This is a genomic window from Marinobacterium iners, assembly GCF_017310015.1.
GTDB lineage: Bacteria > Pseudomonadota > Gammaproteobacteria > Pseudomonadales > Balneatricaceae > Marinobacterium > Marinobacterium iners.
Map to the genome: position 1 here is coordinate 1,450,745 of NZ_CP022297.1, position 20,133 is coordinate 1,470,877.

A 20,133-nucleotide genomic window follows, 5' to 3' on the forward strand; every position below is an offset into this window, starting at 1 on the left:
GACAGTCGGTATTTCGCTTTAAAGCCTGCCTCAAGGTGCCGTACCGCCACTCTGTGGCGTCTGGCGGAGCTCTATGTCTCGGAGCGTGGGAGCAATGTAAAAGTTGCTCAGATCCGCACACAAAGCGAAAAATTTGACCTGAAAAAGTCGTGCGATAATAGGCCATCAATCGACGATACTCAGGCTCATGAAGATCAGCAATATGGATGTCGACGCCATCTTGGCGAACGTCAGACAACAGCTCCAGGACGACAAGACACTCTCGCCATCTCTGCGCGCAGCCATTGAGATGATGATGGTGCTGATCCAGATGATGACCGGCCGGCTCAACACGAACAGTACCAACAGCAGTACGCCGCCCTCCCAGGATCCGAACCGGCCCAAGAAGAGCCGCAGTAAAGGTGAGCGTAAACCGGGCGGACAGCCTGGCCGTATTGGCAAGACGCTGCAACGGGTCGAGGAGCCGGATGCGATCAAGACCGTGAAGGTCGACCGGCGCACCCTGCCTAAGGGCAGCGCATTCCGCGTGGTCGGCTATGAAAAGCGTCAGGTCTTCGATCTGGATATCAGCCGCTTCGTGACCGAGTACCAGGCCGAGATCCTGGAGAACGAACAGGGGCAACGCGTCACAGCGCCATTCCCGGCCGGTGTTGATCGTCCGGTGCAGTATGGTCCCCGCTTGAAAGCGCATGCGGTGTATCTGTCGCAGTACCAGCTGCTGCCCTACGAACGTGTCCGCGAATACTTTGAGGATCAGGTTGGTATCCCGCTCAGCGCAGGGTCGCTGTTCAACTTCAACCAAGACGCTTTCGACAAAGCTGAGGGCTTCGAGCACTGGGTTAAGGACCGTCTGGCCGAGTCGGTGCTGATTCACGCCGATGAAACCAGCATCAACATCGGTGGCCAACGCCGCTGGCTGCATTGCGCCTCGAATGATGACCTGACCTGGCTGGCGCCCCATGCTCACCGGGGTCACGAGGCGATGGAGGCCATCGGTATCCTGCCGCGCTTCCACGGCGTGCTTTGTCATGACCACTGGAAACCGTACTACCGCTATCAGTGCCGGCATGCGCTCTGTAATGCCCACCATCTGCGCGAGCTTCAGCGCGCCTGGGAGCAGGACAAACAGACCTGGGCGCAGCGCATGCAAACCCTGTTGTGCACCATGGAGGATGCCGTTAAGAGTGCGGGCGGCAGCCTGCCGCCTGAAAAGGCAGAAGGGTGGCGAAAGGCCTACCGGCAATGCCTCAAAAAAGCGGAAGACGAGTGTCCGCCACCGGATGAAAACCAACGGCAGGGCAAGCGTGGTCGGCTCAAACGCTCTCGGGCGCGCAACCTGCTGGAGCGGTTGCGCGACTATGAGGCAGATGTTTTGCGCTTTCTGGACGATCCGGCGGTCCCCTTTACGAACAACCAAGGCGAGCGTGATATCCGTATGCTCAAGGTGCAGCAGAAGATCTCTGGCTGCTTCCGCTCGATGGATGGGGCACAGATCTTCTGTCGTGTGCGCAGCTATCTGTCGACGGCGCGCAAGCAAAACCTGAGTGGTTCCGAGGCGTTGACACTGTTGTTCGAAGGACGTTTGCCGACCTTCATGGCAGCGCCAAGCGATAATCCGAAAACTTTTTAAATCAAGCCAACTGAATAGTTACGTTAGCGACAGGGTCATTGTATTAGAGCCGGGGCTTGCATAATGCTGCGAACGCGTATTTTGCCAATGATCTTCTGCATGCTGTCGGTTCTACTGCTATGTCAGCCATTGCAGGCACGCCAGACCGAGCAGGAAACCGTCATCCTGCAGCTTAAGTGGCTGCATCAGTTCCAGTTTGCCGGGTATTACGCTGCGCTGGAGAAGGGCTTTTTTGCCGACGAAGGGCTGAAGGTCGAGCTGCGGGAACGTGATCTGAGCCAAAACAACGTGGCTCAGGTACTCGGTGGCGAGGCGGACTACGGCGTAGCGGATTCCATTTTGTTGCTCTACCACGCCCAGGGCGAGGGTGTGGTCCTGATCGCGCCTATTCTGCAGCACTCACCCAACGTCCTCATGGTGATGCGATCCTCCGGTATTGAAAGCCCGCGTGATTTGATTGGTAAACGCCTTGCCTTTTACGACAATGACTCCGAAGGGATCGGTATTTTAGCCATGCTCTCGGCCCAGGGAGTGTTGCGTGACGGGCTTGAGCGCGTCCCTTTCTCGGAACGCGTTGAGCGACTGCTCGGCGGGCAGGTCGATGCCATAACGGCTTACAGCACCAATGAGCCATTCCGTTTTCGTGAGCAGGGTCATGAAGTGGATCTGATCGATCCCAAACACTTCGGTTTTGATTTATACGGCGATATTCTTTTTACCAGCGAAGCGGAAGCCACACACCACCCTGAGCGAGTAGAGGCGATGCGCCGCGCAGTGCTGCGTGGTTGGGAGTATGCGCTGGAGAACAAGGAAGAGTTGATTGACCTGATTCTGGATAAATACAATACTCAGGACAAAAGTCGGGCAGCGCTGTTAAACGAGGCACTAGGGCTTGAGCAGTTGATAGCACCCTATACCGTCGAACTCGGCTCAATCAACAAGGGGCGCCTTGAGCATATTCTCAAGACTCTGCTGGCGCATGATCTGCTGGATGTGACGAGTGATCGTGCATTATCGAGTCTGGTGTTTGAGTCGAGCCGTCAGCGTGAGCTGGCGCTGAGTGCTGAACAACAGGCCTATCTGAACAGTATCAGCCCCATCCGCTTTGCCATCGACCCTAGCTGGCCACCGTTTGAGTATCTTAATAATCAACAACAGCTACAGGGGGTTGCATCCGACTATTTGAAACTGATCGGTGAGCGTCTCGGGGTCGAATTTGAGTTGGTAACTGACCTGACCTGGTCTCAGGCGCTGGAAGCGGCGCGCGAAGGCAGGGTTGACCTGTTGCCCAGTATTTCCTCAACCCCGGAGCGACGTCAGTATCTGCAGTTTACCTATCCCCATATTCGTTCACCAATGGTGGTCGTGACCCGTGATGATCAGGAGTATATGGCCGATATTTCCGCTCTGAACGGGCAGGAAGTGTTGGTGGTGCGTGATTATGCATCGGATGAATGGCTTCGCAGCAACCATCCGCAGGTGTCTTTGCAGTATGTCAGCACCGCTGAGGAGGGTCTGCGAGCACTAGCTGCAGGTCAGGGGTTTGCGTTCGTGGATAATTTGGCCGTTATGAGTCATCTAATCAAAAGTCTGGGGCTGAGCAATCTGCAGGTTTCCGGTCAAACTCCTTATTCGTTCGATCTGAGTATGGCCGTTCGGAGTGACCTTGCACCGCTAAGAGAGCTGCTGGATCATGCGCTGCTCAGTATCAGTCAGCAACAGCACAACGAAATATACGATCGCTGGGTCTCCCTGCCCGTGCCGGTGAGCCAGCATATTCCCTGGGGTACATTGATTCCGATAGGCGGTGCGATTCTCACAGCCATGTTGCTGCTGGCGTTGCACAGCATGCGTCTGTCGGCGCTTAACACACGCATTCGTGCCGTTAACGATCAGCTGCAGATGACTCAAGCAGAACTGAAGCTGAAGAATGAGCAACTGCATGAAATATCGGTAACAGACAAACTGACCGGTATATTCAACCGTCACCATCTTGATCAGGTGTTGGCAGAGCAGCATGCCCACGCTCAGCGCTATCAACGCCCCCTGTCACTGGTACTCTTTGATCTGGACTATTTCAAGCAGGTAAATGACCGCTATGGCCATCAGGCGGGTGATCAGGTGCTACGCGTGTTCTGTGATCTGGTCTGTGCCTGCACGCGCTCTACCGATATTTTCGGGCGCTGGGGCGGTGAGGAGTTTCTGCTCGTCTGCCCGGAAACGACAACCGAGGATGCGCTCAGGGTAGCCGAGAAAATTCGGACCGCACTTGCCGCACATGCCTTCGAGCAGGGGTTTGTTCAATATGTCAGTGCCGGTATTATGAGTTTGAAGCAGGGTATGAGTCTGGATCAGTTTATATCGGCCACCGATCAGCGTCTGTATGCAGCCAAAAACGGGGGCCGCAACCGCGTAGTGGCGAACTAACCGATTGCTTTAGCTGAACCCCTTCCCCCGCCTATGGCGGGGGAAGGGGAAGGCCTCAGTTGTCGTTTGGCTTCTTATCTTTCTCCAACTCCTCCTCAAACGCTTCAAGACCGGCATCAATTTCAGGATGCTCTTCCTCGGCGTCTTCGGGCTTGCTCAGGTCATCATCGTGTTCTTCCATCTGCCAGGGCAGGATGCCCGGTGATACATGCAGGAAGTGCAGGTATTTCTCGAACTGGTCGAGAATGTCGCTGATGATGTCCTGTTGATCGTAGCCATACACGTCATAGGCCTGGCCGCCGCGGCGCAGGAATACTTCGGCACGGTAGTAATGCTCATCACCGTCCAGGTCGCGGTCCATCTCCGGGTAGGCGAAGGTCGGCATGGCGTAGCCGCGCAGGCGGATCTCGTAGATAAATTCCAGCTCCCCCGGCTTGATTACATCGATATGGGCACGCCAGTTGTGCTCATCGAAAGTCACCTCGGCGGGCCAGCCTTTCTCCTCCAGTTCAACCTTCACACGCTCCATGCTGGTATACGCCTTGGTGCGGATGAATTTTTCCACATCCTCCTTGCTCGGGAAGTCCACCAGCGATGCCAGGCGTTTTTTCCAGAAGCCGGGGCCCTGCTTGCCGCTGCCACTTTGGCGATGGCTTTGCATGTGACTCTGCAGACTGGCCTCATGGTGCTGCTCGATCACCAGTGCACGCCACATACCCACCATGGCGATCAGCATGATGATCGCAAAGGGCAGCGCACTGACGATTGACGCGGTCTGCAGTGCCCCCAGACCACCGGCCAGCAACAGTACCGATGCCACAACACCCTCGGTCGTGGCCCAGAACACCCGCTGCCAGGCGGGGGTATGCATTGCGCCACCGGAAGCCAGAGAGTCAATAACCAGCGAGCCGGAGTCTGACGAGGTAACAAAGAAAGTGATGATCAGGATAACGGTGACAAAAGAGACGATCGATGTCAGCGGCAGGCGCTCAAACAGCTTGAACAGCGCGATGGCGTGATCATCCTGCACCTCCTGAATCAGCTGGGTATAGCCTTCCACCATGATCAGGTGCAGCGCGGTATCACCGAACACCGAGAACCAGAGAAAGGTGAAAATGGTTGGCACCAGCATCACGCCCACCACAAACTGGCGGATGGTACGGCCACGGCTTATCTTGGCGATAAACAGGCCGACAAAGGGTGCCCAGGCGATGGTCCAGCCAAAGATGAACAGGGTCCAGTTACCGATCCAGTCACTGGCGGTGTAGGCCTGCAGGCTGAAGGTACGCTCTACAATGTTGCTCAGGTAGCTGCCGGTGTTTTCAACGAATGTTTCCAGAATGAAAATGGTCGGGCCAACGATAAACACGAACAGCATCAGGGCGATCGCCAGCGCGATGTTGATCATCGACAGGCGCTTGACGCCCTTGTCCATGCCGGCCACCACTGAGATGATCGCAAGACCGGTGATGGCGGCAATGGCGATGATCTGGAAGGTGGTGTTGACCGGTACGGATGGGAACAGGTAGTTCACGCCGGCGTTGATCTGCGCCACCGAGAGGCCCAGGGTGGTGGCAATACCAAACAGGGTGCCAAGGATGGCAAAGGTATCAACCGTGTGCCCCATCCAGCCGTGGATGCGATCACCGATCAGCGGGTACAGGGTTGAACGCATCGCCAGCGGCAGGCCGTGGCGGAAGGCAAAGTAGGCTAATGATAGCCCTACCAGACCATAGATCGCCCAGATGTGGAAGCCCCAGTGGAAGTAGGCAATCTGCATTGCCTGCTTGGCCGCGTTAACGGTTTCCGGAGCCCCGGCCGGTGGTGAAGCGTAATGCAGCACTGGTTCGGCCACGCCGAAAAACAGCAATGCGATGCCATAACCGGCCGAAAACAGCATGGCGAACCATGATTTGAAGTCATACTCGGGTTCGGCATGGTCAGGCCCCAGTTTGGTGCTGCCCCAGCTGCTGAACGCTACGCTGACGATGAAGATCAGAAACAATGCTACGGCGAGCATGTAGAACCAGCCAAAGCTGGAGGTAACATAGGCCAGGGTGTCGGCAAACACCTCGCCCGCCAGTTCAGGATTACTGGCGGTACCGATCACCATTAGGGCGATGACGATAACGGCCGGCAGAAATACCGGGACCAGAATGGTCGAGTTCCATTCACGTTTTGCGGTCGTCATGGATGACTCCTTTTCAGCGACGTCTTTTAAGCAATGTGCAATGGGTTGACCGATACGCCGGCAAAAGTGAACCGGTTCAGTCTCAGGTCAGTATGACAATAAATTGATATATCGCAAAAACAGGAGGTTACCGTTTTATGCCACCGGTCACGTGTATGAGGTGTGCTCCTCTGTGCCGGCGTGTCAGCCGAGGGAAGATTTTCAGTGCGTGGGCAGGTTAGAATGATGCCAGACTCGATCAAAGGAGCTGTGTGAGTGCCTCTGTTTTATCGTCCCCGATTGCTGTTGTTGCCCGCTCTGTTGCTGTGTGGCACATGTGGCCAGCTACACGCTGCCCAGTTTGAGCTCGACGGGGTTGAGGGTGAGTTGGCTGACAACGTGCGTGCGATGCTAAGCGTTGACGATGCGCTGTTACAGACACCACCGCCCACTGTCAGCCGGCTTCGCTACCTCCACCGTCAGGCGCCAGAAGAGATACGCCGGGCGCTGCAACCGTTCGGTTACTACAATCCGGTGCTGCAGCTGGAGATCAATCTGGATGGACCGGCAGAACAGTGGGCGGCTCGCTATCGGATTGATGCCGGTCCAATCACCCGCATTCGTTCTGCACAGCTGGTGCTTCAAGGAGAGGGCGCCCAGGACAGTGTACTGCAGCAGGTGCTCACGGATACAAATATCCGAACCGATGAGCCATTGCGGCATGCAGACTATACCGCTCTTAAAAGCAGCCTGCAGTCGCGGGCAGCCGAGCGGGGTTACTACGAAGCGATGCTCAGGGTCAGTGAGATCCGGGTTGACCCCGAACAAAATCTGGCCGACATCGAACTGGTGTATGACACCGGAATCCGGGCCCGGATCGGTGAGATTCGTTTTGACAAGGCACCGGTATCGGAAACGCTGCTGCGACGTTACCTTCCCTTCGAGTCGGGTGACCCGGTTAATACCGCACATCTGATCGAGTTGCAGCGTAACCTGATCAACAGTGATTATTTTGCCGATGTGGAGGTGAGACCTCAGCTGGCGGAGCTGGACAATGCAGAACTGCCGGTCGATGTGAAACTGACACCGCGCAAGCGCAGCCTCTACCAGGCCGGTTTTGGTTACGGAACCGATACAGGGGCGCGCATGCAAGTGGGTCTTACGCGGCGTTGGGTTAACAGCCGAGGGCACACGCTGAACAGTCGGCTGCGGTTATCTGAAATTCGCCAACAGTTCACGACCAATTATGAGATTCCCGGCTTTCAGCCGACCACCGATCGTTTTGCGCTGAATCTGAAACTGCAGGATGAGAAGTCGGATACCATCGATGCCCGCAGCTACGGCATCGGTGGCAGTTGGCAGAAGCAGATTGGTGACTGGGAACGACATCTCTCGCTGGATTGGGAGCAGGAAAGCTGGGTGTTTGAGGGGGATGAACAGGACTCCACACTGCTTATTCCAAGAGCCCGTTTCAGCCGAACCATCGCGGACAACCGTCTTAACACCCGTAAGGGACATCAAATCAGTTTTGGCGTCGGTGTGGCCTCACAAAACCTGCTCTCCGATACTGACCTTTTGCAGCTGGATCTGCGTGGAAAGCGTGTCGATAGCCTGTCTGATCGCTGGCGTTTGCTGTCCCGTGCCGAACTGGGTATTACATTGATCGACTCGGTCGATGACCTGCCGGCCACAATGCGTTACTACGCTGGCGGTGACAACAGTGTAAGGGGGTACGACTACCAGTCGCTGGGACCAGTCGGCGGTGATGGTGATGTGATTGGCGGGCGCTATCTGGTGACCGGCAGCGTTGAAGTCGACTATATGATTCGTGAAAACTGGCGCGTGGCGGCTTTTATCGATACTGGTAACGCCTTTGACGACGCCGATACAGAGCTCAAAACCGGCGCAGGTTTCGGTGCCCGCTGGCAGTCGCCGGTAGGGCCGGTGCGTCTTGATCTGGCCATGCCTCTGGATGAGAGCGGCTGGCGCATACACTTTACACTGGGGCCTGATTTGTGAGACCGCTGTTACGCTGGAGTCTGGGTACACTGCTGATTGTTCTGCTGGGCATCCTGCTGATGCTGGCGGCCATTTTGTTTCTGCCCTCCGGTACCCGTTTTGCGCTCAACCTGAGTGCCAATCTGCTGCCCCAGCTTGAACTCAGGGATATTGATGGCACCTTGACATCCGAGCTGCAGATTGGATACCTGCGTTTTGCCCAGGATGAGCTGGGCATCGAAGTAGAGCAGCTGTCTCTGCACTGGCACCCCTGGTCGCTGCGCGAGCCACGCCTGAAAGTGTATGGGCTCAGTGCAGCGTCTGTGAACGTTGCCTTGCCGGCATCGGCTGAGGAAGAGGCTCCGGTGCAGGAAACAGGCACTTTCCAGCTGCCGGAACTGCCTGCAGTGGAGTTGCCGCTGCAGCTTGAGTTGGATCAGGTTAGTGTGGGGCATATACGCATTATCCAGGGAGAACAGCGGTTGCTGGACGAGCTGGGAGTGAGCCTCGCACTGCACAGTGATGATCAGCTGCTTGTGATTGACTCACTGAAACTGGAACAGCCCGGCAGCCAGTTGCAGTTGAGCGGCTGGACCGAACCGGCGCGGCAGTTCCTGAGCTACCTTGAGTTGCAGGGCTCAACCGATCTGACCCACTGGGTACAGCTTGAACACTGGCCGGAGTCACTGCCTCTGAGTGCTGATCTGGTACTGGATCTGGATGGCGCCCAGCGTCAGCTGGAGTTGCAGCTTCAGGCACAGCAGGGTGAAACAGTGTTGCGGTTGCAGTCACAGGTGGACGCCAGCGAAACGATCCAGCTTGATTATCAACTGAGCGCTGAAGGCATCAACCCGGCACTGGCAGCTGCTGACTGGCCGGGTCAGTTGGAGCTGTCGGCCAACGGCCACGTTGAGCTGGGGAAGCAGCTGCCTCAGCTGTCGCTTCAGTTGCAGTCATTGCAGGGTCAATTGCGACAGCAGCCGATCAGTTTGAGCGCCAGCGTGGCGAGTGATACCCGGCAGTGGCAGATTGATGCGCTGGATCTTCGCTACGCGGGTGCGCGGGCACAGGCAAAGGGTGCGATCAACGATCGTCTGGATTTAAGCTGGGAGCTGCAGGCACCCAATCTGGCTCGGCTGCTGCCTGACGCGCGTGGGCAACTGTCACTCAGTGGGCAGTTGAAGGGCGCATTGCTGCAGCCTGCCGTGACGGCCCGCATTCGTGCCAGTGGGCTGGGCTATGCCGATCAGGCCAGCCTGGAGCGCTTGAGTGGAGACGTGTCGCTGGACCTGTCCGGTGGCAGCGACTGGACGGCAGACCTGCAGCTGGATAATGCCGCTGCAGCTGGCCAGACCATTGAACAGGTCAGATTGAGCCTCAATGGCAAACCGGAAAAACACCGCCTGAGCCTATCTGCCAACGGCTCGCCGGGTCAGCTGGAGCTGAGCGCCGCCGGTGGCTGGAGCCCGGATCAGCAGCGCTGGCAGGGGCAGCTCAATCGACTGGAGCTGCTGCCCGAGCCGTTCAGTCAATGGCGCTCGGTGGCACCTGCGGGTCTCATGATCTCAATGCAAGACTACCGCCTGGAACGTTTCTGCCTCGATGAGCAAAGTGCCGGAGGGAGTCTGTGCCTGCAGGCAGACGGTGATTTTGCCGGCCGTACGCAGGCAAGGGCCGAGCTGGACGAGCTGGCACTGAGCATGTTGGAGCCACTGCTTAATGGCATGCAGCTGACCCCAACGCTCTCGCTGCAGGCAGACTTCACCCAGCAACCCGGTGGCCTGCCAATACTTGATGCAACACTGACGACGACAGCGGGTGAACTGACTCCGGCGCAGGCGGACCAATCAGTTGCTTTGGCGCCACTGACTGCGCGTATTGCCTTGGCTGAAGATCGGTTGCAGTTGACGGCAGATACGCTGCTGGAAATGGTAGCCGGTGAGTTGGCGCTTGAACTGGATGTCACGGGCCTGAGCCAGCAACAGCGATTACGTGGACAGCTGCGTCTCAGTGCAGATGATCTGAGTGATGTGCAGGTGCTGATACCGGATCTGCAAAACCTGAAGGGTTTTGTCCGTGGCGAGCTGAGCCTGGCGGGTACACTGGCAAAGCCGGAGCTGGCAGGAGAGATCAGCTATCGAGAGGGCAGTGTAGAGCTGCCGGCGATGGGGCTGCTGATCGCGCCGATTGAGCTGCAGTTGGCACAGGCCGAATACCCCGGTCTGATCCGCTTTACGGGGTCAGCGCGCTCCGGTGGCGGAAAGCTGCAACTGGACGGGGAATATGATCTGGAACAGCGTACCGGTGAGCTGACGCTGAATGGCGAGCAATTTACCGCCATGAACACACAGGAGATTCATGCCCAGATCAGCCCCGACTTGACCCTGAACCTGTCACCTGAAGCGGTCCGTCTGGGAGGGTCCCTGCGTGTGCCCCAGACGCTGATATCCACGCCCAAGTCCCGTGAAAGTGCCGTGCAGCCCTCATCTGATGTGGTTATTGTCAAGGATGGAGAAGTCGTCGAAAAAGACCCCGCCATTCCTGTGTATGCTGACATTCGCATCGAACTCGGTGACGATGTGCGGGTCGATGCGCTGGGCTTCAAGGGGCGTCTGCTGGGAGCACTGCAGATCGAGGAATCGCCGGGCCGGACCACGCGGGCAACTGGCAGCATCCAGGTGGAAAGCGGTCAGTACCAGCTTTATGGTCAGGATTTGCAGATCAGACGTGGCAGTCTGGTATATGCTGCCGGCCCGGTCGATAACCCGGGACTGGATCTGCGTATCGGCCGCCAGGTAGACGACGTGATGGTAGGTGCCAATGTCAGTGGCACCTTGCGTGAACCGCGCATGGACCTCTATGGTGAGCCGGCCATGCCGGACAGCAGCGTGCTGTCCTACCTGTTGCTGGGCAAGGCTCCTGGCGAAAGTTCCGCAGGTGAGCAGCAGGTGATGCTGCAGGCGGCATTGGCACTGGGCATGAACCAGGGCAACAAAATTACCGGTAACCTGCGTGAGGCCTTTGCTCTGGACGAGTTCGGCTTTGACAGCGATGCGAGCGGTGAATCGGCCTTTTTCATTGGCAAATACCTGTCACCCCGACTCTATTTGCGTTATGGCGTAGGCGTGATGGAGGCCGTCAACACACTTAGCCTGAAATACAAGTTGAGTGAAAAATGGCGTGTTGAAGCGCAAAGCAATGAACTGGGCAGTGGTGCAGATCTGCTCTATACCCTGGAACGTTGAATACTTTGAATCTGTTGAAAACGGGGCCCTGATACATAACAACAGGGCCCCGGCGCACTGATCAGCGCAACAGCAGCAGCGGAACCTTGCTGTTATGCAGCATCCAGTGGGTCATGCTGCCCAGCAGAAACTGGCGGATACGGGAGTGGCCCCAGGCCCCCATCACCAGCATGCCGATCTGCTGCTCTTCCACATACCCCATCAGGGCGGTGCGCACCTCTTCCTGCTCAAGCTCTGCGATTGTAACCTCGAACCCGGCTCCCTCCAGCATGGTTTTGGCATTGGCCAGCTGTTCACGCTGGCGCTCAAGGCGCTTGCCTGCCATCACCAGATGACAGGGGATGCCCTTGAACAGTGGGCTTTGGGCAACCATTTTCAACGCCTTGTTGGCTGTAACACTGCCGTCATAGGCGAGCATAAAGCGTTCGGGGGCCTTGAAGTTCTCCAGTGCCACCAGAATCGGTTTTTGCAGTGTACGGGTGACATTTTCCAGATGGCTGCCGACGGCATCACTGGCGCTGTCATGGGCTTCACCCTGACGTCCCATCACCAGCAGGCGGGTATCCGGCTCGAACTCCAGCAGGGTATCGACCAGAAAATCGTGGCGTTGCAGCTCGCTGATCTGTTCATTGGATACACCGGCTTCTTCCACCTGCTTGCGGGCTTCGGCCAGCATGAAACGGCCCTGCTCCAGCATCAGGCGGCTGCGTTTGCCATCCAGCTCGGCCAGCTCTTCCAGCAGATGCTCACGAGTCCCAAGGCCAATGTTGCCGCTCATGTTGCCTTCGGACGGGTAGTCGGTTTTTTCCAGCACATGCAGCAGCTCCAGCGGTGCGTTCAGTTGCTGCTGGGCCCAGGCGGAGGCTGTACACACGTTGATGGCGGCCCGTGAGCCATCGATACACGCAATAATCTTGCTCATGGTCAGTATCCCTTAATGCCCGGACATGAATTTTTCGACCGCTTCAGGCTTGTTGTGGATCGCCTGTTTGTCGACGATGGTGCGGCTGGCCTCATTGAGGCCAATAACGTCGACCTCAACACCTTCGCGGCGGAACTTAAGCACGACCTTGTCCAGTGAACCAACGGCCGTAATATCCCAGAAATGAGCCTGGCTCAGGTCGATTACGACCTTATCAAGCGCTTCCTTGAAATCAAAGGAAGTGATGAATTTTTCCGCCGAGGTGAAGAATACTTGTCCGACCACTGTGTACGTACGGGTGGCGCTGGCATCGTCCTTGTGTGAGCGGATTGCCATGTGCTGACCCACCTTGTTGGCGAAGAACAGCGACGCCAGCAGTACCCCAACGAACACACCGATTGCCAGGTTGTGTGTTGCAACCACTACGGCGACGGTGGCGATCATGACCACGTTGGTCGACATCGGGTGTTTCTTCAGATCCCGAATCGACGCCCAAGAGAAGGTGCCGATCGACACCATGATCATTACGGCTACCAGGGCCGCCATCGGGATCTGGCTGATCCATTCGTCCAGAAAGACCACCAGAATGATCAGGAACAGACCCGCCACGAAAGTGGAGAGACGGCCTCGACCACCGGATTTCACGTTAATGATCGACTGTCCTATCATCGCACAGCCGGCCATGCCGCCGAGCAGGCCCGAACCGATATTGGCGATGCCCTGACCCTTGCACTCACGGTTGCGGTCGCTGCTGGTGTCGGTCAGCTCGTCAACGATGTTGGCGGTCATCAAGGACTCCAGCAGGCCGACAACGGCCAGGCCAAGGGAGTAGGGTAGGATGATCATCAGAGTTTCAAGGTTCAGCGGCACTTCAGGCCAGAGGAAAATCGGCAGGGTGTCCGGTAACTCGCCCATGTCGCCAACGGTGCGAATATCGAGGCCGAAGATCATGGCCACAGCGGTCATGGAGATGATGCAGACCAGAGGGGAGGGCAGGTTCTTGCCCAGTACCGGCACATAGGGGAAAAGATAGATGATGCCCAGACCGGCGGCCGTCATGGCGTAGACATGCCAGGTCACGTTGGTCAGCTCGGGCAGCTGAGCCATGAAGATCAGGATGGCCAGCGCGTTGACGAAGCCGGTTACCACCGAGCGCGATACAAAGCGCATCAAGTCACCCAGCTTGAGAAAGCCCGCCAGAATCTGAATCACGCCCGTAAGCAGAGTCGCGGCAAGCAGATACTGCAGACCATGTTCCTTAACCAGCGTTACCATCAAAAGCGCCATGGCACCGGTGGCGGCCGAGATCATCCCGGGGCGACCGCCCACAAAGGCGATGATGACGGCGATACAGAAAGAGGCATAGAGGCCAACCTTGGGATCGACACCGGCAATGATGGAGAAGGCGATTGCCTCGGGAATCAGGGCCAGTGCCACAACCGTTCCCGCAAGCAAGTCGTTGCGGATATTGGAGAACCAGTCCTGTTTGATTTTTTGCAGCATTACAGCGCTCTCAAGATCGATGAATATTAGCAGGGGCGCGATTATAGCAAATTTCTATATGGCTATAAAATTATAAGATTTGGATTATTGATTTCCTTTTGTTATAAAGAATCCATTCTTAAGACCCTGACAAAAGGTGCAATGATGAAAAACTGGATCAAGGCGGCTGCTTTGGGCGCTGCCCTGCTGTCGCAGCCGGTACTGGCTGAAGAGCGTGAACTGCTTAACACATCATACGACATTGCCCGTGAGCTGTTCGCTGACTACAACGAGCATTTCAAGGCTCACTGGCAGGCAAAAACCGGTGAAACCGTTGCCATCAAACAGTCCCATGCGGGCTCTTCCAAGCAGGCCCAGGCCATTCTGCAGGGGCTGCGTGCAGATGTCGTTACCTTTAACCAGGTGACTGATATCGACATCCTGCATGAGCGTGGCAATCTGATTCCGGCAGACTGGTCCGAGCGTTTGCCCAACGCCAGTTCTCCCTACTACTCCACCATGGCGTTTCTGGTTCGTGAAGGTAACCCGAAGAACATTCAGAACTGGGATGACCTGATTCGTGATGATGTGGCACTGGTAATGCCGAACCCGAAAACGTCCGGCAACGGTCGCTATACCTACTTGGCCGCACTGGGTTACGCCCAGAAAGTGTTCGGCGGTGATCAGGAAAAAATCGACCAGTTTCTGGCCAAGTTGCTGCGACAGGTAAAAGTGTTCGATACCGGCGGCCGCGGCGCCACCACCACTTTTGTTGAGCGTGGCATTGGTGACGTGCTGCTGACCTTCGAGAGCGAAATTCTGAACCTGGCCGACAGCCATAAGGGTGCCTATCAGGCGGTGACACCGAAAGTCAGCTTCCTGGCCGAATTCCCGGTGACCTGGCTGGAAAGCAATAACGAGCGCAATGGCACAACCGATCTGGCCAAGGCCTATCTGGAAGAGCTGTACTCCGAAGCGTCTCAGCGCCTGTTGGCCGGCTATAACTACCGTGTTCACAACGATGTCGTGAAAGCCGAAACAGCGGATCGTTTCCCTGAAGTTGAGCTGCTGCCGATTCAGGCCATTACCGGCAGCTGGCAGAAGGCGATGGACGAACATTTTGCCAGCGGTGGCAAGCTGGACCAGCTGCAGCGTCGCTAGGAGCCCCACGTGACCTCACGGCAACACTCAGTACCGCAATCATCAGGCGCCCCCTTTGGGGGGCGTCTTTTTGGCAGCAGAAGCAAGCGGGTGCTGCCCGGCTTTGCACTGAGCCTTGGCATCTCTCTGTTCTTCGTCAGCCTGGTGCTGTTGCTGCCCATCAGTGGGCTGGTGATGGAAACCTCGGGGATGGGTTGGGCGCGTTTTTGGCAGGTCATAACCGACCCGCGCGTGATTGAATCCTACAAGGTAACGCTCTGGACCGCCCTGGCGGCTTCACTTTTCAACGGCGCGTTTGGTCTGTTGCTGGCGTGGGTGCTGGTACGGTACGAGTTCCCGGGCAAGCGGCTGGTGGATGCGATGGTCGATCTGCCCTTCGCGTTGCCGACGGCGGTTGCCGGCATTACGCTGGCGGGCCTGTTCTCACAGAACGGCTGGTACGGTCAGTGGCTGGCACAGCTGGGGATCGATGTGGCCTTTACGCCGCTGGGTATTGTGGTCGCCATGTCGTTCACCAGTATCCCCTTTGTGGTGCGTACCGTTCAGCCAGTGCTGGAAGATATGGCCCCTGAGGATGAAGAGGCCGCCATTACACTGGGAGCCACCGATCTGCGCGTATTCAGACAGGTGGTGTTTCCGGCGATCTGGCCGGCACTGGTGACCGGTATTGCGCTCTCTTTTACCCGCAGTCTGGGTGAATTTGGCGCCATCATCTTTATTGCGGGCAACATGCCCTATGTGAGTGAAGTGACCAGCCTGATGATCTTCATTCGGCTGCAGGAGTTTGACTACGCCGCCGCCAGTGCCATCGCATCCGTGGTGCTGCTGGTATCGCTGGTCCTGCTGTTTTCAATCAACCTTTGGCAGGCGCGGTTTCTGCGCCGGCTGGCAGGTCGGTAATTGATCATGAGACGTGCACAACATAACCGCATTGGTGATCAGCCCTGGGTGAAGTGGCTGTTGGTCGGGTTGACCCTGACGCTGGCTGTACTGCTGTTACTGGTGCCGCTGGTGATGATCTTTGCCCAAGCGTTCAGTGCCGGTGTCGCTGGCTATATTGAAAACCTGAGCGACAGTATTACCCTGCACGCCATCGGCCTGACCTTGCTGGTAGCGGCACTGACCGTGCCGCTGAATCTGGTATTCGGTACCGCACTGGCCTGGGCCGTGACCCGGTTCAATTTTCCGGGTCGCAAGCTGTTGATCACGTTGATCGATATTCCCTTTGCGGTCTCCCCGGTGGTGGCAGGTTTGCTCTACCTGGTGCTATACGGCAACAACGGCTGGGTGGGCAGTTGGCTCAGTGACTACGATGTTCAGCTGATGTTTGCCTGGCCGGGCATTGTCATGGTGACCGTGTTCGTGACCTGTCCCTTTGTTGCCCGTGAGCTGATCCCGCTGATGCAGCAGCAGGGCAGTGAAGAGGAAGAGGCTGCAGTGGTGCTCGGTGCTTCGGGCTGGCGGCTGTTCCGCAAGATCACGTTGCCCAATATCAAATGGGCGCTGATTTACGGGGTGGTACTGACCAACGCACGGGCGGTGGGCGAGTTCGGCGCCGTGTCGGTGGTGTCCGGCAATATCCGTGGCGAGACCAATACCTTGCCGCTGCATGTGGAGCTGCTGTATCAGGATTACAACATCGTGGGGGCCTTTGCCAGTGCCTCCCTGCTGGCGGGCATCGCGGTGCTGACGCTGGCGGTAAAAGGGTTTGTGGAGTGGCATCAAAGCCGCGAAACCGTGGAAACACCGAGTGACAGGACCGGCGCATGACCATCAGAATTGAACGGGTAAACAAGTTCTTCGGCAACTTTCAGGCGCTGCATGACGTGAATCTGGAGATTCCCGAAGGCCAGCTGACGGCCCTGCTGGGACCATCCGGTTCGGGCAAGACGACGTTGCTCCGCATCATTGCGGGACTTGAAAGCAATGATCAGGGCCGCATTCTGTTTGGTGATCAGGATGTGAGCAAACTGCATGTGCGCGATCGCAATATCGGTTTCGTATTCCAGCACTATGCCCTGTTTCGCAACCTGACGGTGGCGCAAAACATCGCCTTTGGTCTGGAATCGTTGCCGCGCCGCGAGCGGCCGGCAAAAGCTGAAATCGCCAAGCGGGTGAAGGAGCTGCTGGAGATGATTCAGCTGCCGCAGCTGGCGGATCGCTATCCCGCCCAGCTCTCCGGTGGACAGAAGCAGCGTGTGGCCCTGGCACGGGCGCTGGCCACTCGGCCGCGGATTCTGTTGCTGGATGAACCGTTCGGGGCGCTGGACGCGAAAGTGCGCAAGGACTTGCGCCGCTGGCTGCGCAGCCTGCATGACGAATTCCACTTTACCAGCATCTTCGTGACTCACGATCAGGAGGAGGCGCTGGAGCTGTCCGATCAGGTCGTGGTAATGAGTCATGGTCGGGTGGAGCAGGTCAATACACCCACAGAACTCTATGCCCGACCGGAAAGCCGCTTCGTGTTCGATTTTCTGGGGCATGTGAATGTACTCTCGGGACAGATCGAAAGCGATCGACTGAGTCAGGGGGACGCTTGGGTCAGGCTGCCGCAGGCCGCACAGCAAGGCGAGGCACAACTCTGTCTTCGTCCGCATGAGGTCAGGCTGGTCGAGCAGCCATCCGAACATGCCTACCTGCCGTTCAACATCGAGGCCGTCAGCCTGATCGGCTCTGAGGTTAGGGTTGAGCTGCGCCCTGATGGCTGGGCCGGTGACGAGATCTGGGAAGTGGGTATCAGCCACGCCGAATTCAACCGGCGTCAGCCCAAGCGTGGTGACCGCTGCTACGCGGTGCCCGATGTGGGGCACCTGTTTGTGGGAACCGACAGCAAACCCAAGACACTGGCCTGGGCTCAGTAACTCAGGCGCAGCGTCTGAGGCTTAAGCGGGGTGGCTGGCTCCAGTCGATCTGCCTCCGGCAGAATATCGGTACTGGGCCAGCGCCCGCTTGTCAGTGCCTGCGCGTATGCATCACACAAGTCCGCCTGTTGCATCCGTTGCCGGCTTGTCTGGGCCTGATACGGCAGTCGGTGCCAATGGGCCATGACGCCATCGCTGTCGGGTTCCAGCAGCAGATACCAGCCATCCCGAGTCCCGTCATTGGCGGGCATGCCGATCACACCGGCGTTGAGCCAGTAGCCACGCTCAAGCCGCTCGCCAAACGGAATGCCGCAATGCCCCCCGACCACCACATCGGCAGCGGTGGCTGACAGGCGTGCCTGTTTCAGTGCCTGCGGGGTGCCCGGGAAGATGAACTCGTTGATGCTGTCAGGACTGCCGTGTACCACGCTGAATTGGAGTGAGCCCAACTGAAAATCCAGCTGTCCCGGCAGTTGGGCCATCCAGCGCTGCTGCTCTGCGCTGATCCGTTGGCTGGCGTAGCGATACCACTCGATCGACAGCAGTGAGCAGCTGCTGTTGGCGTCAAATCCGCAGCCGCAGTCGGGCGCGCCGGCTCCCAATGACTGCTCGCAGTTGCCCTGTACCACATGGATGCCCCAACGCCGGATCAGCTCAAGGGTTTCCACGGGCTCGGCGCAGTAGGCGATGATATCGCCGGTGCAGATGATCCGCTCGGGCGGAATTTGCAGCCGCTGTGCTTCGGCCTGCACCGCTTCGGTGGCGGCCAGATTGCTGTAGGGGCCACCAAACAGCAATACAGGCCCGTTCAACAGTCCCAGGTCCCTCTTCGGGTTGATCATCATGGCTGTACCTGCATCCGGCTGTTCGCTGGTCGGGGGCGGCGGGCACTCAGGCTGCCGATCTGGAACATCAGGCAGCCGATGACCAGCACGGCCAGTGAGATCCACAACAGCTTGGTGTACTTGTGCGCCTCGCCCAACAGGGCGCTGTAGCCCGAGGACTCGGTGAAATAGAGCACCGCACCCCCAAGTGCTACAACAAAGCTGCCCAGATAGCTCCAGAGCGGAATGTCGCGTTGATTGCCCCACAGGCTGAAAAAGATGACCGGGGCCAGGTACATGGACGCGGTACCGCTGACCGCCACGGCGCTGAACAGATCCTTGTTGCCCCAGAACACCAGCGCCAGCCCCAGCAGCATGAACAGCACCATGGCGATACGGCCGTTGTTTACCCGTGCCGGAACCAGTTTCATGTCCATCACCACCAGTTTGGCAGAACTGGACAGGGTGCTGTCCAGGGTCGACATGGCCGAAATCACCAGCGTGGCACTGAACAGCAGCATGGGCCATTCACCCAACAATCGCGTCAGCGCCTGGTTCATGTCTTCACCACTAAAAGCACCGGCACCGGCAATAACGCCCAGTGAACCAAAGGCGAGAATGCACAGGGTGCTGATCCAGCCGGCATGGATGAAGCTGCGCCAGGTGGTGCGGCGGTCGGCAAGGAAGCCACGATCCATCATCACCGGGTCGTGCATCGGGTAGCTCCACACCTGCAGCAGGGCGACCAGCAGCAGAATGGGGCCGGGATCACTGATCGCGAAGGGCTTGAAGTCGAGCAGGGCGATAGAAAAGTGACCTCCGGCCACGGCAAAGATCAGCAGCAGCCCCAGTACGGCCAAGAACACCAGCATCTGGAACAGGTCGGTGCGCAGGCTGGCGTGCAGGCCACCGAGCATGGAATAGATCAGGGTCACAAGCGACACGGCCAGTACCGCCAGGGTATAGGCCTGAGAACCGGCCACACCGAACAGAATGCCGATTACCAGCAGGTTGGCGAACACCTCGCTGACAAGGCGCACGCCGATCACCAGGTTGTAGCAGCGGGTGCCCCAGTGGCCAAAGCGTTCATGCAGGAAGGCCTGAATGCTCGTGTGCCCCTGTCGAAAGCGCAGGTGGTCGATGATCAGGGCGCCGGTAAAAAACGACAGGTAATAGGCGGCGTAGGCAAGCGTGCCCCAAATACCGTAATAAAAGCCCAGAATGGCGGCATTAAGCAGCGAACGGGCAAAGATCCAGGTGGTGACCTGAGAGAATATCAGCGTGATTAGCCCCGGTGCATCGCCTTCGGCAGAGCGGCCATGGAAAAAGCCGTTCTCCTGTGTCCTTTGGCGGGACAGATACAGCGAGAAGGCAGCCACGATCATAATCAAAACAGCCAGCGGAGTGTTCATC

13 protein-coding genes are annotated in these 20,133 nt (G+C 57.6%); 8 read left to right on the forward strand and 5 right to left on the reverse strand.

What is annotated here, in order from left to right; genetic code table 11:
• Positions 1-187 precede the first annotated feature (187 nt).
• Together tnpC and CFI10_RS06935 are read left to right on the forward strand one after the other, a co-directional pair.
• Complete coding sequence (gene tnpC / locus CFI10_RS06930; protein WP_206834310.1) at positions 188-1,630, forward strand: IS66 family transposase; 1,443 nt, start codon at positions 188-190, stop codon at positions 1,628-1,630.
• Positions 1,631-1,693: 63 nt separating this feature from the next.
• A complete protein-coding gene (locus CFI10_RS06935) occupies positions 1,694-4,057 on the forward strand; it encodes a transporter substrate-binding domain-containing diguanylate cyclase (RefSeq protein ID WP_206840843.1) in 2,364 nt (787 codons plus the stop codon).
• A gap of 55 nt (positions 4,058-4,112) precedes the next feature.
• Here CFI10_RS06935 and CFI10_RS06940 read toward each other — a convergent pair whose 3' ends face one another.
• A complete protein-coding gene (locus CFI10_RS06940) occupies positions 4,113-6,248 on the reverse strand; it encodes a BCCT family transporter (protein ID WP_206840845.1) in 2,136 nt (711 codons plus the stop codon).
• 255 nt (positions 6,249-6,503) lie between these two features.
• Between CFI10_RS06940 and CFI10_RS06945 the strand changes: the two genes are divergently transcribed.
• Both CFI10_RS06945 and CFI10_RS06950 read left to right on the forward strand, forming a co-directional pair.
• A complete protein-coding gene (locus CFI10_RS06945) occupies positions 6,504-8,246 on the forward strand; it encodes an autotransporter assembly complex protein TamA (protein WP_242530148.1) in 1,743 nt (580 codons plus the stop codon).
• Positions 8,243-11,470 (forward strand): translocation/assembly module TamB domain-containing protein, encoded by a 3,228-nt coding sequence (locus tag CFI10_RS06950; RefSeq protein ID WP_206840848.1) that lies wholly within the window; start codon positions 8,243-8,245, stop codon positions 11,468-11,470. Before CFI10_RS06945 ends, CFI10_RS06950 begins: the two co-directional genes overlap by 4 nt.
• Before the next feature lie 61 nt (positions 11,471-11,531).
• On the opposite strand, the gene CFI10_RS06955 is transcribed toward CFI10_RS06950, so the two are convergent.
• Positions 11,532-12,392, reverse strand: coding sequence for a universal stress protein (locus tag CFI10_RS06955; protein WP_206840850.1), 861 nt, complete (start codon positions 12,390-12,392; stop codon positions 11,532-11,534).
• A gap of 12 nt (positions 12,393-12,404) precedes the next feature.
• Positions 12,405-13,895: a SulP family inorganic anion transporter gene (locus tag CFI10_RS06960; RefSeq protein ID WP_206840852.1), complete on the reverse strand. Its 1,491-nt coding sequence runs from the start codon at positions 13,893-13,895 to the stop codon at positions 12,405-12,407.
• Positions 13,896-14,039: 144 nt separating this feature from the next.
• Here CFI10_RS06960 and cysP point away from each other — a divergent pair, with 144 nt between their 5' ends.
• From cysP to CFI10_RS06980, 4 genes are read left to right on the forward strand one after another with little or no spacing between them, the layout of a single operon-like run.
• On the forward strand, positions 14,040-15,035 hold the full coding sequence (gene cysP / locus CFI10_RS06965) for a thiosulfate ABC transporter substrate-binding protein CysP (protein WP_091827099.1): 996 nt from the start codon (positions 14,040-14,042) through the stop codon (positions 15,033-15,035).
• A gap of 9 nt (positions 15,036-15,044) precedes the next feature.
• Positions 15,045-15,935, forward strand: a complete 891-nt coding sequence (gene cysT, locus CFI10_RS06970; RefSeq protein WP_091827100.1) for a sulfate/thiosulfate ABC transporter permease CysT — start codon at positions 15,045-15,047, stop codon at positions 15,933-15,935.
• A 6-nt stretch (positions 15,936-15,941) separates the two neighbouring features.
• The gene (gene cysW / locus CFI10_RS06975) at positions 15,942-16,805 is read left to right on the forward strand and encodes a sulfate ABC transporter permease subunit CysW (protein WP_206840854.1); all 864 of its coding nucleotides are present in this window, start codon (positions 15,942-15,944) and stop codon (positions 16,803-16,805) included.
• Positions 16,802-17,896 (forward strand): sulfate/molybdate ABC transporter ATP-binding protein, encoded by a 1,095-nt coding sequence (locus CFI10_RS06980; RefSeq protein WP_206840856.1) that lies wholly within the window; start codon positions 16,802-16,804, stop codon positions 17,894-17,896. Before cysW ends, CFI10_RS06980 begins: the two co-directional genes overlap by 4 nt.
• Here the strand turns inward: CFI10_RS06980 and CFI10_RS06985 are convergent.
• Together CFI10_RS06985 and CFI10_RS06990 are read right to left on the reverse strand one after the other, a co-directional pair.
• Positions 17,890-18,741 (reverse strand): metallophosphoesterase family protein, encoded by an 852-nt coding sequence (locus tag CFI10_RS06985; protein WP_242530149.1) that lies wholly within the window; start codon positions 18,739-18,741, stop codon positions 17,890-17,892. The two genes, CFI10_RS06980 and CFI10_RS06985, sit on opposite strands and share 7 nt — an antisense overlap.
• The gene (locus tag CFI10_RS06990) at positions 18,738-20,132 is read right to left on the reverse strand and encodes a sodium:solute symporter family transporter (RefSeq protein ID WP_206840858.1); all 1,395 of its coding nucleotides are present in this window, start codon (positions 20,130-20,132) and stop codon (positions 18,738-18,740) included. Before CFI10_RS06990 ends, CFI10_RS06985 begins: the two co-directional genes overlap by 4 nt.
• Position 20,133 lies beyond the last annotated feature (1 nt).